The sequence below is a fragment of the Ruegeria sp. CDSB136 genome (assembly GCF_059610965.1).
On the sequence record NZ_JBXWOP010000003.1, the window covers coordinates 216,167 to 232,145 of the forward strand.

At 59.2% G+C, this 15,979-nt stretch carries 14 protein-coding genes; 3 read left to right on the top strand and 11 right to left on the bottom strand.

Features of this window, described 5'->3' with window-relative positions:
* Positions 1 to 20: 20 nt before the first annotated feature.
* The 3 genes from AC2FIR_RS05150 to metG all read right to left on the bottom strand — a co-directional run bounded on the left by AC2FIR_RS05150 (position 21) and on the right by metG (position 6,296).
* The gene (locus AC2FIR_RS05150; RefSeq protein ID WP_496744676.1) at positions 21 to 3,158 is read right to left on the bottom strand and encodes an efflux RND transporter permease subunit; all 3,138 of its coding nucleotides are present in this window, start codon (positions 3,156 to 3,158) and stop codon (positions 21 to 23) included.
* 3 nt (positions 3,159 to 3,161) lie between these two features.
* Positions 3,162 to 4,340 carry an efflux RND transporter periplasmic adaptor subunit gene (locus tag AC2FIR_RS05155; RefSeq protein WP_170616254.1) on the bottom strand — a complete coding sequence of 393 codons (1,179 nt, stop codon included), beginning with the start codon at positions 4,338 to 4,340 and terminating at the stop codon, positions 3,162 to 3,164.
* Positions 4,341 to 4,577: 237 nt separating this feature from the next.
* On the bottom strand, positions 4,578 to 6,296 hold the full coding sequence (gene metG / locus AC2FIR_RS05160; protein ID WP_496744678.1) for a methionine--tRNA ligase: 1,719 nt from the start codon (positions 6,294 to 6,296) through the stop codon (positions 4,578 to 4,580).
* 176 nt (positions 6,297 to 6,472) lie between these two features.
* Here metG and AC2FIR_RS05165 point away from each other — a divergent pair, with 176 nt between their 5' ends.
* On the top strand, positions 6,473 to 7,408 hold the full coding sequence (locus tag AC2FIR_RS05165) for a hypothetical protein (RefSeq protein ID WP_496744680.1): 936 nt from the start codon (positions 6,473 to 6,475) through the stop codon (positions 7,406 to 7,408).
* A 118-nt stretch (positions 7,409 to 7,526) separates the two neighbouring features.
* Here AC2FIR_RS05165 and AC2FIR_RS05170 read toward each other — a convergent pair whose 3' ends face one another.
* The 7 genes from AC2FIR_RS05170 to AC2FIR_RS05200 form a co-directional block, all read right to left on the bottom strand.
* Positions 7,527 to 8,750, bottom strand: a complete 1,224-nt coding sequence (locus AC2FIR_RS05170) for an MFS transporter (RefSeq protein ID WP_480910216.1) — start codon at positions 8,748 to 8,750, stop codon at positions 7,527 to 7,529.
* Between the two features lie 78 nt (positions 8,751 to 8,828).
* On the bottom strand, positions 8,829 to 9,425 hold the full coding sequence (locus AC2FIR_RS05175; RefSeq protein WP_170616262.1) for a YceI family protein: 597 nt from the start codon (positions 9,423 to 9,425) through the stop codon (positions 8,829 to 8,831).
* A 133-nt stretch (positions 9,426 to 9,558) separates the two neighbouring features.
* On the bottom strand, positions 9,559 to 10,179 hold the full coding sequence (locus AC2FIR_RS05180; RefSeq protein WP_170676757.1) for an ImuA family protein: 621 nt from the start codon (positions 10,177 to 10,179) through the stop codon (positions 9,559 to 9,561).
* 60 nt (positions 10,180 to 10,239) lie between these two features.
* Positions 10,240 to 10,821, bottom strand: coding sequence for a TIGR02281 family clan AA aspartic protease (locus tag AC2FIR_RS05185; protein ID WP_170806208.1), 582 nt, complete (start codon positions 10,819 to 10,821; stop codon positions 10,240 to 10,242).
* A gap of 41 nt (positions 10,822 to 10,862) precedes the next feature.
* Positions 10,863 to 11,483 carry a MarC family protein gene (locus AC2FIR_RS05190; RefSeq protein WP_170616279.1) on the bottom strand — a complete coding sequence of 207 codons (621 nt, stop codon included), beginning with the start codon at positions 11,481 to 11,483 and terminating at the stop codon, positions 10,863 to 10,865.
* Positions 11,480 to 11,872 carry an ACT domain-containing protein gene (locus AC2FIR_RS05195; RefSeq protein ID WP_496761994.1) on the bottom strand — a complete coding sequence of 131 codons (393 nt, stop codon included), beginning with the start codon at positions 11,870 to 11,872 and terminating at the stop codon, positions 11,480 to 11,482. Before AC2FIR_RS05195 ends, AC2FIR_RS05190 begins: the two co-directional genes overlap by 4 nt.
* Entirely contained in the window at positions 11,869 to 13,719 is a 1,851-nt protein-coding gene (locus AC2FIR_RS05200; protein ID WP_496744683.1) for an ABC-F family ATP-binding cassette domain-containing protein, read from the bottom strand. The genes AC2FIR_RS05195 and AC2FIR_RS05200 overlap by 4 nt, the downstream gene beginning before the upstream one ends.
* Before the next feature lie 106 nt (positions 13,720 to 13,825).
* On the opposite strand from AC2FIR_RS05200, the gene AC2FIR_RS05205 reads away from it, so the two are divergent.
* Together AC2FIR_RS05205 and ndk are read left to right on the top strand one after the other, a co-directional pair.
* Complete coding sequence (locus tag AC2FIR_RS05205) at positions 13,826 to 15,028, top strand: multidrug effflux MFS transporter (RefSeq protein ID WP_496744685.1); 1,203 nt, start codon at positions 13,826 to 13,828, stop codon at positions 15,026 to 15,028.
* A 102-nt stretch (positions 15,029 to 15,130) separates the two neighbouring features.
* Complete coding sequence (gene ndk, locus AC2FIR_RS05210; protein ID WP_155143779.1) at positions 15,131 to 15,553, top strand: nucleoside-diphosphate kinase; 423 nt, start codon at positions 15,131 to 15,133, stop codon at positions 15,551 to 15,553.
* Positions 15,554 to 15,611: 58 nt separating this feature from the next.
* Here the strand turns inward: ndk and AC2FIR_RS05215 are convergent, their stop codons facing one another.
* Positions 15,612 to 15,959, bottom strand: coding sequence for a TfoX/Sxy family protein (locus tag AC2FIR_RS05215; RefSeq protein ID WP_496744687.1), 348 nt, complete (start codon positions 15,957 to 15,959; stop codon positions 15,612 to 15,614).
* Positions 15,960 to 15,979 lie beyond the last annotated feature (20 nt).

Genomic DNA, 15,979 nt, shown 5'->3' on the forward strand with positions numbered 1-15,979 from the left:
CAGGGCTTCTTTGTTCTGTTTTATGCAGTCTCTTTCGGTGGAGCCGGATCATTCCGGGTGCCCTTGACCCATTCCCGCAGGCTTTGCATCAGAGCGTACAGGACAGGCACAAGAATGACGCCGACCAGCGTTGCCGCCAGCATTCCGCCAAATACAGCCACTCCGATGGCCCTCTGGCTGGCCGCGCCCGCGCCATTGGCTGCAAGCAATGGCACAACGCCCAGCAGGAACGAAAGTGCGGTCATCATCACGGCGCGGAAACGCTGGAATGCGGCCTCGGCCGCCGCGTCTCGGATCGACAGGCCATTGGCGCGTTGTTCCATCGCGAATTCGACAATCAGAATGCCGTTCTTCGAGGCAAGCCCCACAAGCATGATCATCCCGATCTGCGTGTAAAGATTGATGTCACTTCCCACGATGGCCACTGCAGCGACGGCGCCGAACAGGGCGACGATAACAGACAGCAGGATCGAGACAGGCAAAGTCCAGCTTTCATATTGTCCGACAAGGAACAGGTAGCCGAACAGAATCGCCAGTCCCAGGATCACTATAACCAGACTGCCCGATGCCAATTGCTGCTGCGCGGTCCCTGTCCATTCGAATGCGTAGCCGGGGGGCAGGGCATTTGCCGATTCCTCGGTCATCACAGTGATCGCGTCGCCGCTGGACAGCCCCGGTGCGGGGACTGCTGTCACGGTCGCGGATCGGAACAGGTTGTGACGTTTCAGCAGGACCGGCCCCAGCACGTTCTCGACGTCGATCAAAGTGCCGAGTGGCACCATCTCACCCTTGGTGGACCGCACATACAGGTTGGAGATGTCTTCGACATTGTCGCGATAGGTGCCGTCCGCCTGTATCATCACGCGATAGACCCGGCCAAACAGGTTGAAGTCGTTGACATAGTACGACCCCAACTGCGCCTGCATGGTCTGAAAGATCTCGGCCACGGACACTTGCAGCGTCTTTGCCTTCTCGCGGTCCAGATCGACAAACAGCTGCGGGACATTCGCGCGGAAAGTGGTATAGGCCTGACCGATTTCCGGGCGCTGATTGGCTGCGTACACGAACGATCCTACCGCCGAGGCCAGATCCTGGGGCGTACCCCCACCGGTCTGCTGAACCTCCATCTCGACACCGGCGGACATGCCAAGACCCTGAATGGGCGGTGGGTTGAACGCCACGATCGATGCAGCGGATTCGCCGTTTGCGATTGCCAGAACTTTGGCAAGGATGGCGTTTGCGCTCAGCTCGTCCTCTTGCCGATCATCCCAATTGTCGAGGTTTACGAAGATCGCAGCGCCGTTGGTGATCGTTCCGTTCAGAAGAGAAAACCCGTTGACCAGAACCGTGCTTGCGACACCGGGGATTTCCTGAATCTGCGCATCCACACGGCGCGTGACGGCTTCGGTCCGTTCCAATGTGGCGGCGTCCGGCAATTGAACGTCGACAAACAGATAGCCGTTGTCCTCGAGCGGGATAAAGCCGCTGGACGTGTTCGACATGATCGTGCCGGTACCCATGGCAAGGGCAACGATGACACCCAGCGCGATAACCGGCAGGATCAGAAGTTTGCGCACAATGGCGACATACCCGCCGCGTACCGTGCCAATGAACTTCTCAAACACGGCAAGCAGGCCTTTGGGCGGACCTGAGCGTTTTTTCAGCACAAGGCCGCACAAAGCAGGCGAAAGCGTCAGCGCGTTGATCGACGAAATCACCACCGCGGTCGAGATCGTGACAGCAAACTGGGAATACAATCGTCCCGAGATACCAGGCATGAAGGTCACGGGCACAAAGACGGCCAGCAGAACCAGAGTGGTCGCGATGACCGGCCCGGTGATCTGACCCATCGCCTTGCGGGTTGCCTCGGCCGGGGGCAGGCCCTCGTCCGCGATGATCCGTTCGACGTTTTCAACGACAACGATGGCGTCGTCCACAACGATCCCGATGGCCAACACCAATGCAAACAGAGAGATCGTGTTCAGCGACATCCCGAAAAGCAGCAGAAAGGCGAATGTCCCGATCAGTGACACAGGAATCGCCACAGCCGGAATAATCGTTGCGCGCCAACTGCCCAGGAAGACGAACACGACCGAGATCACGAGAATGAAGGTCAGGATCAGGGTCGAGACCACATCGTTCAGCGACTGCTGGACAAAATCGGTGGTGTTGAACGGCACCTGATATTCGACATCTGTCGGGAAGGCGCGAGACAAACGTTCGAGTTCCGCCTGCACACGCTCGGACACGGCCAGCGCGTTTGCTCCGGGTGCCTGATAAATGCCAAGCACGGTGGCCGGTACAGATTGGAAATACCCCGAAGCCGAGTAGAACTGGGCGCCAAGTTCAACCCGCGCGATATCCCGGACCCGAACGATCGAGCCCGCATCACCGGTCCGAATGACAATTTCACCGAATTCGGCAGCCGATGTCAGGCGTCCCTTAGTCTTGATCGTGTACTGGAATGTTTGTCCTTCCGGCACGGGCGGCGACCCGATTGAACCTGCCGAAACTTCGATATTCTGTTCGCGGATGGCGTTGATCACATCGCCGGGCGTAATGGACAGCGCGGCCATCTTGTCGGGATCCATCCAGATCCGCATGGCGTATTCCAGATTGGTCAGAACATCCGCCTTACCTACACCCTGCACACGCGCCAGCGCGTCCTTCAGGTTAATTGAGGCATAGTTCGACAGGAAGACGCTGTCATAAGTGCCATTGGGCGATGTCAGCGTTACAAGCAGCAACATGTTTGTCGATGCTTTCTGTGTAACCACGCCGGATGCAGTCACTTCGGTCGGCAATGACGACATGGCCTGCGCCACGCGGTTTTGCACGTTGACCGAAGCGATGTCAGGGTCGGTGCCCACTTCAAACGTAATGTTCAGCGAATACGATCCGTTATCGGATGAGGTTGACGTCATGTAGATCATGTCGTCCACACCGTTGACCTGCGCCTCGATCGGGGCGGCCACGGTGTTTTCCACGGTTTCAGCGTTCGCGCCTGTATAGGTCGTCGTGACGCTGACGACAGGTGGCGTGATGTCAGGGAACTGGGCGACCGGCAGGACAAGGTAGCCGATGCCGCCCATGATCGTCAGAACAAGCGAGATGACAAGCGCCAGCTTGGGCCGGCTGATGAACAGGGCTGAGAACATCCGTTATTCTCCCGGCTGCTCGGATGCGACAACCGCATCCACCGCGACACCCGGGCGAACCCTTTGCAGCCCTTCGACGATGACGCTTTCTCCCTCGCGCAGCCCGTCAAGCACGATGATCGCGGTGCCGAATGTATCGCCGGTGGTGATATAGCGTTGTTCGACCATCTGTTTGTCGTTGACGACCAGAACGAATTCGCCGCGCTGATCGCGTTGCAGTGCAGCCTGCGGGACCAGAACCCGCAAGGTCGGCTCCAATGCCTCGATATGGACATTCAGGAATGCACCGTCGAGGATCAGGCGGCTTTCGTTGTCGAACTGGGCGCGGACGGTGATGGCACCGGTCAGCGGGTCAATGCGGTTGTCGACAAATACGATCTCGCCGGTTTCGTCCAGCTCTGTGCCATTGGGCAGCGTCACCCTGACCACCGGGCTTTTGTTGCTTTCGGCCAGGGATGAGGCGTTTTCATCGACGGCCTGCAGAACCGTGGTGAACTGTTTTTCGTTCAGCGAGAAATTGACATAGATCGGCGCTTCGCTGACCAGATTGACAAGCGGCGGATTGGTCGGGCCGACGACGTCGCCGACACTGGTGGATACCCGTCCGATCCGGCCCGTGAAAGGCGCGTGAATTTCAGTGTAGCTCAGGTCCAGTTCTGCCTGTTGAATGGCGGCATTGGCCGCTTTCACCTCGGCCTCGGCGACCAGTTCGTTGGCGCGGGCAATATCGCGTTCCGATTCCGGCGTCGCGTCGCGCTTGTACAATTCTTCCTTACGGGCCAGATCGACCTTGGCCAGTTCCAGATTGGCCTCGGCGCGATCCAGATCGGCTTTGCGAGCCTCCAGAGTGGCCTGATACAGGTCGGGTTCAATAGTGAACAGCAGGTCGCCCTGGGTCACGGAGGCTCCGTCCTCGACATTCTGGCTATCTAGGAACCCGCTGACCCGGGCGACAATATCGACCTTGTCGATGGCTTCGGCGCGCCCGATGAACACGGCCTCGTCAGTGATTTCCTCGGAATAGGCGGCCGCGATGGAAACCTTGGGCGGCGGCGCGTCGCTTTGTTCCTGTGCCAGTGCAGGTTGGACCATGCCCAGACAGGCCAGAACGGCAAAATACTTGCCAAGTGTCCTGACTGCTCCGCTGCTACGGAAAATCGGGTGCTTTGCTGCAAGGGACATGGAAAGAGCCTCGTTCAATCTATGGATTAGGCGCCGCGATGGCATGTGTGCCTTTTTGAGTCGGCGGAATTACGTGGCAGGATGGCCGCTTTAAGACAATATCTCAAGTGTCTTGAATGTGTTCCCTTCCACTATGCATGCAGAGATTTCTCCGCCGATTGGTACATTTAGGTCGGTGCCCAAACAAAAACGGGGGCTCAAGCGGCCCCCGTTTTGGTATTTCAAATGAATGTTCGGTCAGGTGCGCGTTCCGGCAAACCGCGTTTGCCAGTCTTCGCGTTGTTCGTCGGTGATCTTGGCGAACAAAACCTCGGGCACTGTGAACGCGTGACCGGCGGGCAGGGCGTTGAGCGCGTCGGCGATATCGTCGGGCCAGCCGGTGTCCAGCGTATTCATCGCGCTCAGCATCCGGGCTGAGGTGTCGGGGATGAACGGCGCGCTTAGAACTGCATAAAGCCGGATCAGGTTCAGGCCCAGCCGAACCTGTGCGGCAGCCTGTTCAGGGTCTTCCTTGAAGGTCGACCAAGGGGCGGCGGCTTGCAGATATTCATTGCCCGCAACCCAGATGGCCCGCAGTTCTTGCGCGGATTTGCGGACATCCATCGCCTCCATGTGACCTTCATAAGCGCGAACACGTTTGGTGAACTCCTCAATCAGCGCTTGTTCCCGGTCGCCGAAGGCACTGCCTTCTGGCACGGCCTCGCCGAATTTCGAGCGGCAGAACTTGGTAATACGGCTGACGAAGTTGCCCAGCACGTCGGCCAGGTCCTTGTTCACTGATTGCTGGAAGTTTTCCCAGGTGAACTCACTGTCGCTGCTTTCGGGCGCATGGCTCAGCAACCACCAGCGCCAGTAATCGGCAGGCAGGATCTCCAGCGCCTGATCCATGAACACACCACGACCTTGGCTGGTTGAGAACTGGCCACCATCGTAGTTCAGGTAGTTGAAGGATTTCAGATGGTCCACCATCTTCCAAGGCTCGCCCGATCCCAGAATGGTCGCCGGGAAGGACAGTGTGTGGAAGGGCACGTTGTCCTTGCCCATGAACTGAACGTAACGCACGTCATCGGCACCCTTGTCGGTACGCCACCAGCGTTCCCAATCGGCGTCGGTCCTGCCGTTCGCATCCGCCCATTCCTTGGCGCAGGCGATGTATTCAATCGGCGCGTCGAACCAGACATAGAAGACCTTGCCTTCCATCCCCGGCCAGTCCTGTTCGCCTTTCTTGACCGGAACGCCCCATTCCAGATCGCGGGTGATACCCCGATCTTGCAGGCCGTCGCCGTCATGCAGCCACTTTTTGGCAATTGATGTGGTCAGGATCGGCCAGTCTGTCTTGCTGTCGATCCATGCATCCAACTGGTCTTTCATCGCTGATTGACGCAGATACAGGTGTTTGGTTTCGCGCACTTCCAGATCGGTCGAGCCGGAAATGGCCGAGCGTGGCTCGATCAGGTCGGTCGGGTCCAACTGCTTGGTGCAGTTCTCGCACTGGTCACCGCGCGCGCGCTCGTAGCCACAGTTGGGGCAGGTGCCCTCGATGTAGCGGTCGGGCAGGAACCGTTTGTCGGCGTTGGAATAGACCTGTTTCTCGCTGACTTCGCGGATCAGCCCGGCGTCATCCAGTTTGCCTGCAAAATGCTGCGTCAATTTCTTGTTCTGCTCGCTGGAGGAGCGTCCGAAGTGATCGAAGCTCAGGCCAAACCGCTTGGCGATATCGGCCTGAATGCCGTACATCTCGGCGCAATATTCCGCGACCGGTTTTCCTGCCTTGGCGGCAGCCAGTTCGGCCGGTGTCCCGTGTTCATCGGTGGCGCAAAGGAACATGACCTCATTCCCCCGGCCACGCTGGTAGCGTGCGTAAAGATCAGCAGGCAATTGCGAGCCGATCAAATTGCCGAGGTGTTTGATCCCGTTGATGTAAGGGATCGCCGAGGTGATGAGAATCCGAGCCATTTTCCGTTTCCGCGTATCTGTCTGCGCGCCCGTCTACAGTATGAATCTCGCCAGCAAAAGACCGGTTACACCGATAGACGCCCGAAAAGACGCGTAAGTGCAGAAGCAATGTGGCCTTCGCGCGGTGGTCTCGGACCATGTATGATGGTCGCGCAAATTGTTAACGGGGGTTTGAAATGAAGCTATTCGGGGTTCATCGCCTGATACAGGTGTCCGCCATTCTGTGTCTGACAGCATTCGCCACGCCGAGCGTTCAGGCTGACCAAAGCAAAGCCATGGATGCGATTGAAAGCTTTGACAAGGCTATGCTGTCGGTTTTTCGCCGTGGCCAGGATGCACTAACGTCTCAGACCCGACCGGTCATGGTGATCGCGCGGGATGTTACGATCCTGTCCGAGAATGGTCAGGTGTCCTTTCCCAGGGGCGCGCCAAACTATCTAATATTCAAGTCCACATCCCACGTTCTTTTAGGGATCATCGGTGCCGTCACCCCCTGGCCCGAGGAAAATGACGCTGATGCAAGGTGGAAAAAGGACTTTGCAGCCATTGCGCAAGAAATCGACACGTTGTTGCCGTCGTTGGAGGGCCTTGACCTGCCTGAAAACGAGATTGCCCGACAACGACAGATGCTTGAGGCCGCGCGCACCTTCACCAGCGGGGCGGTGAAGCGCGGTACCCTCACGCGGCAGGACGTAGCAAACGCTATCAACGAGATGCGTCCGGTTTGGGCGGCCAACATGCGCCAAGCGGCTCGGGCCGAGCTGTCCACGTTGCACAAGGCCGTGTCAGATGCGCGTGCCGCTATCAGTAAAGAAGACTGGGACAAAATGTATGTCGTTCATCACGGCGGGTCCAATGTTACGGGGACCAATGTCGTGGAACTGTATCTGGAGCGCGTGATGCCGCAGAAAGTTGCGGCGGGCCAGGTCATGTTTGCGGAAAACGCGCATGGCAACGAGGCGATGGCTGATTTCGTCGGCTATGAGAGAATGCAACGTCACGTGGGGGCCTGGGCTTTCGGAGATCCGGGGCGAATGGAAGTTGATCTGCTGGGATATGAGGCAGGTTCAATTCTGGATGAAATGATCCCGTCTTCTCCGCCTTCGGACTAGCGTCCGGGGCTTAGTTTCTTACACGACTGCTTGAACAACCAACTATGCCGCGGCACGTCGTGAAAAGGCGCAGGCCGAACACTGTCGAACCCGGGCCGGGGCTTTCCCGGCCCTTGTTTTATCGACCTTCACGCGACCGTTTCAGCAGACGGCCGACCGTGAACGAGGTGCGGGGGGCATAGACATAGTTGGTCCGTTCTTCCGGCGTTGGCCGCGATCTCATCCGAGCCAGGCCAAACCCGATCAGGAACACATGGCCCAGCGCGACAAAGGCAAACAACGCTCCGGGACCGAATTCCTGGATCAGTGTAGACGAGACATAGGGCGAGGCGATTGCGCCAAGGGCGTACCAGAACATCAGAGCCGCAGATAGTTCGACCCGCTGTTCGGTTGTGGCAAAATCGTTGGCGTGTGCGGATGACACCGAAAAGATCGGGAATGTCGTGAAGCCGAACAGTCCTGCAGCCAGCATGACACCTACTGTGCCTGTGTCACTTGCCGCCATCGTCACCCCACAGCTGAGCACCGCCGCGAAGGACAACCAGATCAGCACCCATCGTCTGTCATATTTGTCTGCAAGCCATCCCATCGGGTATTGCGCCAACGCCCCGCCCAGCACGAACGAAGCCAGAAAGAACGCGATCTGATCCACGCCCAGACCCACTTCTTGCCCGTATACCGGGCCGACCATCCTGAACGATGCAGAACTCAGCGCGGCGACGATCACGCCCGCCACCGCCAACGGAGAGCTGCTCCAGGCGAGTTTTGGTCGTAGTCGCGGCGCGTCGGGTGTTTGGGGCTGGCTGGCCCGGGTCAACGTCAGCGGCAGCAACGCGGCGCAGCACAGGATGGCCAGCAAATTGTACGAGACATAAGAGGCAGGCGGCAGGACCGCGATGATCAGCTGAGCGCTTAGGGACGCCCCCATATCCACGATACGATAAGTGCCCATGGCGCGCCCGCGTGTCTCGTTCGTGACCTTGGCGTTCAACCATGCCTCGATCACCGTATAGCTTCCCGCAACGCATGTTCCCGAGGCTACGCGCAACGCGGCCCAGATATATGGATTTTCAGTCAGCGTGTGTCCGATCAGCCCCATGGCCCCCAGCGCGGTGCACACGGCAAAAGCGCGGGAATGGCCGACGTTGCCCATCAGACGCGGAGCCCACCAGCATCCTACGAAAAAGCCCAGGAAATGGGCCGAACCCAGCATACCGATCTGCTCGGTGGTAAAGTTGAGCGTCAGACCGGAAATTGCGTCCAGTGGACCCACGCCGCCTGTCGACAGTTGTAGTAAAATGACGGAAAGAAACAGGGCCGCAAAGGAAATGAGTGTACGCATGATGTTCTCAACTTGACTGTCCAGGCCGGGATTTCACGCACGTTATCGACCTTGCGGAGTCGTTTTTGTCAAATCCCTTCAGTCTTTACCTTTGATTTCGGCACGAATGTCCAGCCCCACTGTGTCCTGCACCAGATCGGCATAGCCCGACGCGCCAAAATCGTGCCGGTTCAGGGCGCCGCGCAGGCGGATCGACAATTCGTTCAGGTCTTGGGTCGCAGTGCCGCGCTGACGGTACAGCGCGGCCTGCAGTGTGATCGGACGTGTGATGCCGCGCAAGGTCAGATCGCCGGTAATTTGCGCGCCGTCAGAGATGCGGCCACTTTGGCCAAGTTGAATGCGGGTCGATCTGAAACGGATGGTCGGATAGGTGCTGGCGTCCAGCACACTCGCGCTCAGCATCGGTCCTTTTGCAATGGGCATTCGGGTTCGCGCCTTGGCAACATCCATGAGGACATCGACCTTGCTGTTGGCAAGGTCTGACAGGTCAAGGGCAATGCTGGCCGACCGGATCGGCATGGTGCCGGATTGCAGGATTCCGGCCAGGTCGAATGTAAAGCTGACTGTGGTTCCGTCTGGAACAAGTTCGTAAGGGCGCAGGGCCGCCTGTGCCGGGTGCGGCAGGGCTGCTGCGGCCAGACCGGCCAAGACGTCGCGTCGGGTCAGGCGCGTCATGCGGTGCCGTATTTGCATTGGAAATTGACTTGTCTGGTTAACATCGGGGCCCTGAGGTGGATTGGTTAGCTCTGACCCTCAGCTAGAGCCCGGCTTTGTGTTTGGCCAATCACATCCTTCGTGAATGGCCCGATCAGGCCGGAACATCCTGCGCTTCGGTCCGGTGCAGGTGCAGGCCCGCGCGCGGTTTGGTCTGGGTGGCTTGCCAGCTGACCGGGGGCAGGGCGCGGGCGCGGCGGCGGGTCAGAGTCCAGGACCGGGCCTCGCCCTTGTGGTTCGCCGCCATGTGCCAGCGCGTCTCGACACCTTGCGCGCCGCCATCGCCGGGTGTCAGCAGCAGCCCGAGCGGTGCCCGCCCCATCGCGCCGCCCTGTTCTGCGGCCAGATGCATCCGTCGTACCGGTGTCAGCCCGGGCGCACCGGGCAGGTCGCCAATGATCAGCGGGATGGCCCCGCTGCGCAACGCCTCTTCCATGCACCACAGCAGGTCTTCGGCGCGGTTGGGGCGGACGAACAGGAAACGCGCGGGGTCGGCAAAAGGCATCATCCCGTCAGGGTTCAGCTGGCCGGGCTCCCACGCGGGGGAAATCCACAGCACCGGCCCCTGTGCCTGACCCGCCAGCCACATGGCAAAGCTGCGTCGGGCAGGGCCGCAGGCCTCGTGCACGCGGGCCAGTTGCAGGGTGATCTGAGGGTGCAGTTTTATCCCCGGCGCCTCGCGCGCGGGTTTGCGGCCAAGAAGGTGTGCAGACATGCCGTCAGGTTAGCATGTTCCCATTTTGTTCTCAAGATTGGATGTGATCCCGGAAGCTATTTAACGAGACAGGATCAGACGGCCATCGGCAAACTGGATGTTCGAGAAACGATGCAGATAATCCATGCCCAGAAGGGACTGATGCAGCTCGCCTTCGTTGATCCAGGCCGAGATGTTGCGGTCTACGATCGGGCCAAGCTCGAGGCTGTCCAGACGTACGGGTGCTGTCCGGACTTCTCCGTTCGCGGTGGCGGCGCGGCCAAAATAGTTCAACTGATCCGGATCAATGCCGACGCGCCTTGCGTCTGCGGAACTCAGGACAATCTGACTGGCTCCGGTATCGACGAGAAATGTAATCGGCTCTCCGTTCACCAGAACTGGCAGGTAATAGTGCCCGTCATAAGACCGGGGAACCGCAACCGTGTCGCCGGTTACGGACATCTGCGCCGAAGGGCCCACGGTTGAACGGATGTCTTCCCACAGACCCACCACAGCTATCACGCCAATAAAGATGAACACCCAGGCCATCATCTGTTGCAGGGTCTTGTTCAGCGATTGCCGGTTCTGAGAGATGAACCAGGCCACCACCGCTGCGCCGAGCAGGCTCAGATACGCCAAACGTGCAATGCTGTCGCCATCCATACCGTTATCCCAACAATATTACCTGAGTGATATATGGGGATTCAGGACGCAAATCCAAAGGCCTTAAGGCCATCCAGGATGAACTGAACCGACAATGCCGCCAGCAACATGCCCAGCAGGCGGGTCAGTACGTTCAGCCCGGTTTTGCCCAGAATACGGGCCACAGCGCCGGATGTCAGATACATCACGAACACCATCGCCAGCACGACCAGCATCACACCGATGACGACGGCCAGCCCCTGTATGCCGGGCTGCTGACCCGCCAGCAAAATCATCGTTGCAATCGCGCCCGGGCCTGCAATCAAAGGAATGCCCAGCGGAAAGACTGACGGATCGGGGTGTTCTTCTTCCTCGGCGCTGGTTTCACGCCGTTTTGTTCGGCGCTCAAACAGCATGTCGAGCGCTGTCAGAAACAGCAGGACGCCACCGGCGACCCGGAATGCCTCCATCGAGATACCGACAAACCCCAGAAGCGCTTCGCCAAAGGCGGCAAACATGGCCAGAATGACGCCCGCCGTCAGACACGCGCGGATTGCGATCGAGCGGCGCGTGTTCCAATCCATGCCCTGGGTCAGCGCCACAAAGATCGGTGTTTGCGCAGGCGGGTCGAGCACCACGAATAGCGTCGTGAACGCGGTAATCAGGAATGCGCTGTCTATCACTGTTTGCTGCTCCGTTGCAGGTCTTGCAGGACACGCAAGGCGTCTTGCGACTGCGCTGCGGGGACATAGATGTGGTCGTGGTGATATCCCGCGACCATGTTTGCAGGTATTCCATGCCGCGCCAAAGCACCAGATACGGCGGCGGTAAGGCCTACGCCCTCCAGCGAGGAATGAATCTGCAATGTGATGCAGTGCATTGGGACCGTGTCTTGTGGCGCGCTGTCAATCGGGACGATCAGGGACAACCCCTCCGCCTCGACGCAGCTTGCACGTGTTCCGTCAGGCCAGGGTTTGTTGTCAGGCCAGACCACAAAGGCAAACGCACCAGGCTGCAAGACGGGGCGCATGCCGGAAATCATGGCATTGGTGTCCTTGACGGGTTGGGTCATGCGGATTCCGCCTGTTCCAGTCGTTCGGCGGCCGCAACCCACAAGGTCTCGGCCTTTTGCATGGCTTCGACAACTTCGGCAAATTTGCGGTTCCAGGATTCCAGATCGTTGATCCGGTCGTCTTCATACAGCGCGGGGTCAGCCAGTTTGGCCGACAGCTTCTCGTGCATGTCGCTCAACTTTTCGATCCGGTCCTCACATTTGCGCAGATCAGCGCGCAGAGCCAGCATCGCCTCGCGCGACGGGCGTTTGGGTTTGGCGGCTTGCGGCTTTTCCTTGAGCGGTTTTTCTCGGGCCAGCAGCATGGCGCGATAGGCTTCAAGGTCGCCGTCAAAGGGCTTGACCGTGCCGTCCGATACCAGCCAAAGCCGATCTGCGACCAGCGACAGCAAATGCATGTCGTGGCTGACCAGAACAACCGCGCCGGAATATTCAGTCAGCGCCTCGACCAGCGCCTCGCGACTTTCGATGTCCAAGTGGTTTGTCGGTTCGTCGAGGATCAGCATATGCGGCGCGTCGATCGTTGCGATCAGCAGCGACAGGCGGGCCTTCTGTCCGCCCGAGAGGCGGCCGACCACTGTCTCGGCCTGATCGGCGTTCAAACCGAATCCGGCCAGACGAGACCGCCACTTGCCCGGCGCCTCGTTTGGGCGCAGGCGGCGCAAGTGATCCAGCGGCGTTTCATCAACATAAAGCTCATCCACCTGATGCTGGGCGAAATAGCCGATCCGCAACTTGTTGCTGCGGGTCATTTTGCCGGCCATCAGGGGCAGGCGGTCGGACAGCAGCTTGGACAGGGTCGATTTCCCCTGACCGTTCTTGCCCAACAGCGCAATGCGGTCGTCCTGGTCGATGCGCAGGTTCAGACGTCGCAGAACCTCGGTCTCACCATAGCCCGTCACGCCGCCTTCGATCTGGATGATCGGAGGAGATAGCTCCTCGGGTTCAGGAAAGGAGAATGCGCGTAGCGCGGCTTCTTGCGGGGTCGAAACCAGTTGGATGCGTTCGATCATTTTCAGGCGCGATTGGGCCTGAACGGCTTTAGAGGCCTTGTACCGGAACCGGTCCACAAAGCTTTGCAGATGGGCGATGCGCGCCTTGGCCTTGGCGTTCTCGGATTCAGCCTGCGCCAGCCGCTCGGCGCGACGCTCGGCGAATTTGTCATAGGGCACCGCGTAATAGGTCAGCTTGCGGTCTTCCAGATGAAGGATCGATCCCACCGCGCGGTTCAGCAGACCCCGGTCGTGACTGATGATGATGACCGTATGCGGATATTTTGCCAGATAGCTTTCCAGCCACAGCGCACCTTCGAGGTCCAGATAGTTGGTCGGTTCGTCCAGCAGCAGCAGATCGGGTTGCGAAAACAGCACCGCCGCCAGTGCAACGCGCATCCGCCACCCGCCTGAGAAATCCGAACAGGGCCGCAACTGGTCTTCATCGTCAAAACCCAGTCCTTTCAGGATCGAAGCCGCGCGCGCCTCGGCCGACCAGGCGTTGATGTCGGACAGACGTGTCTGGATATCGGCAATCCGCGCCGGGTCGGTGGCTGCGTCGGCCTCGGCCAACAGCGCGCTGCGTTCGGTGTCGGCGGCCAGAACCGTATTGATCAGCGAAACATCGGAGGAGGGGACTTCCTGTGCCACCCCGCCAATCCGCGCGCGACTGGGCAGTTTGATGTTGCCCGATTCCAGCGCCAATTCCCCACGGATGAGGCGGAAGAGGGTGGTCTTGCCGGTGCCATTGCGCCCGACAAGACCCACCTTGTGGCCGTCAGGAATTGTTGCACTGGCCCCGTCGAACAGGGGGCGGCCTTCTACCGCGTAGGCTATGTCTTCGATCCGTAACATGAGCCGCTCATAACAGAGGGTGAAATTGGCCGCCAGCAGCTTGACATGTTCAGCACGCGATCAATGTGATAGCGCTGACATGATTTCACCCGGAACGGATTGTTGAATGAGACCCGCGCGAACGCCTCCATCCCTGATCACGCTGGTCCTGATCACTGCGTTGTCGGTTCTGTCGCTGAACATGTTTCTGCCATCTCTGCCTCATATCGGCAGCGACTTGCAGGCAGATTACGGTCTCGTGAACCTGTCTGTTGCAGGGTACCTGGCGCTGTCTGCGGTTTTGCAACTGATCATGGGGCCTTTGTCCGACAGGTTCGGTCGCAGGCCGGTATTGCTGAGCTGCATGGGACTTTTCGTCATTGCCTCGATCGGCTGCGCCATGGCCCAATCGATCTGGGTGTTTCTGGGTTTCCGTATGTTGCAGGGCGCTGTTATCGCGGGGCAGGTTCTGGCGCGCGCCGCCATCCGCGACATGCATCCTCCCAATGAGGCCGCCAGCAAACTGGGTTATGTCTCGATGGCCATGGCACTGGCGCCAATGCTTGGCCCGATGCTGGGCGGAGTGCTTGAGATGTTGTTCGGCTGGCGGGCCGGATTTGTTCTGTATTTCCTGATGGGAACAGGCCTTCTGGCGCTGGTCTGGGTCGATCTGGGCGAGACCAATACCAACACAACCGCAACCTTCACCGCCCAGATGAAGCTCTATCCGCTGCTGTTCAACTCGCGACGGTTCTGGGGGTATTCATTCTGTGCCGCCTTTTCCATCGGCGGGTTCCACGCCTTTATTACCGGTGCGCCGCTTGTTGCGGCCACGTGGTTCGATCTGAACCCGGCCTTGCTGGGGCTTGGAATCGGGATCATCACGATGGGGTTCATGGTCGGAAGCTTTTTGACCGGACGGCTTGCAGCCCGCACAAGACTGAGCACCCTGATTCTTGCAGGGCGAGTGATCGCTTCGGTCGGCCCCTTGATCGGCTTGATGACCTTTGCAGGGGGTGTGGGGACTGTCTGGTCCTTCTTTGGTTCCGCCGTGTTTGTCGGGTTTGGGAACGGGCTGACCGTGGCCAACGCGACCGCTGGCTTGATGTCCGTGCGGCCCCAGCTTGCAGGCAGCGCAGCAGGTCTTTCGGGCGCTATGACAGTGGCCTTGGGCGCGATCCTGACTTCGGCCACTGGGGTACTGGTCACCCCTGGAAACGCACCTTACGTCGTGCTGGGGATGATGGGCGTCAGCAGTTTCGCGGGCCTTCTTGCTGTGCTCTATGTGCGCTGGATTGACCAGCGCGACCCGTTGCCCGACACGATCTGATCCGCAAAGCATCATAGTGCTTTTCTTAAGGCACAGACCATGCTAGGCGGCGCGCGATAGATTTCGGCGCGGGTCCGCGCCATATAGTAAGGAGAGGCCGACATGGCACTGGAACGCACATTCTCGATCATTAAACCCGATGCAACCCGCCGCAACCTGACTGGCAAGATCAACGCCAAGTTCGAAGAAGCCGGCCTGCGCATCGTTGCGCAAAAGCGCATCCACATGACCAAGGAACAAGCCGGCAAGTTCTACGAAGTACACGCCGAGCGTCCGTTCTATGACGAACTGTGCGAATTCATGTCGTCGGCTCCGGTCGTCGTTCAGGTTCTGGAAGGCGAAGGCGCCATTGCAAAGAACCGTGAAGTCATGGGCGCAACCAACCCTGCAGACGCAGCAGCTGGCACCATCCGCGCCGAGTTCGCTGAATCGGTTGGCGAAAACTCGGTCCACGGTTCGGACGCACCTGAGACAGCAGCGGTTGAAATTGCTTACTTCTTCTCGGGCATCGAGCTGGTCGGCTAAGCCACCACTTTGGTGAACAGATTAGGCCGCCTCCGGTTTCGGGGGCGGTTTTTTTTGTTCAAACTGGCTTGAGGTCATTCGACGTGATGCGCACTCCGTTGGCGTCGAGGTCCGAAACCAACTTCGATTGCGGGGCGGTCTTTGTATTGGCCTTGATCGCATCGAACCTTTGACGCAGCGCTTTCTTTTCCTCGCCTTTGCAATCGTTCCAGGGGCGGCCCTGCAATCCCATGACAAGTACATAGTAGCCAATGAAATGCGGTCGTGATCCTGCCTGAAGCAGCCGGGCATACGCCGCGTCGGCCCCCAGTTCGCGCAACTCCTGCGCCGAATGAATTCCAGCGCGTGCGCATGCCTGTTCAAAGGCAGGGCCGAGGTTGCGGATGGATGAAACAGGATCTGACATGCCCAAGTCTTATCTGGACG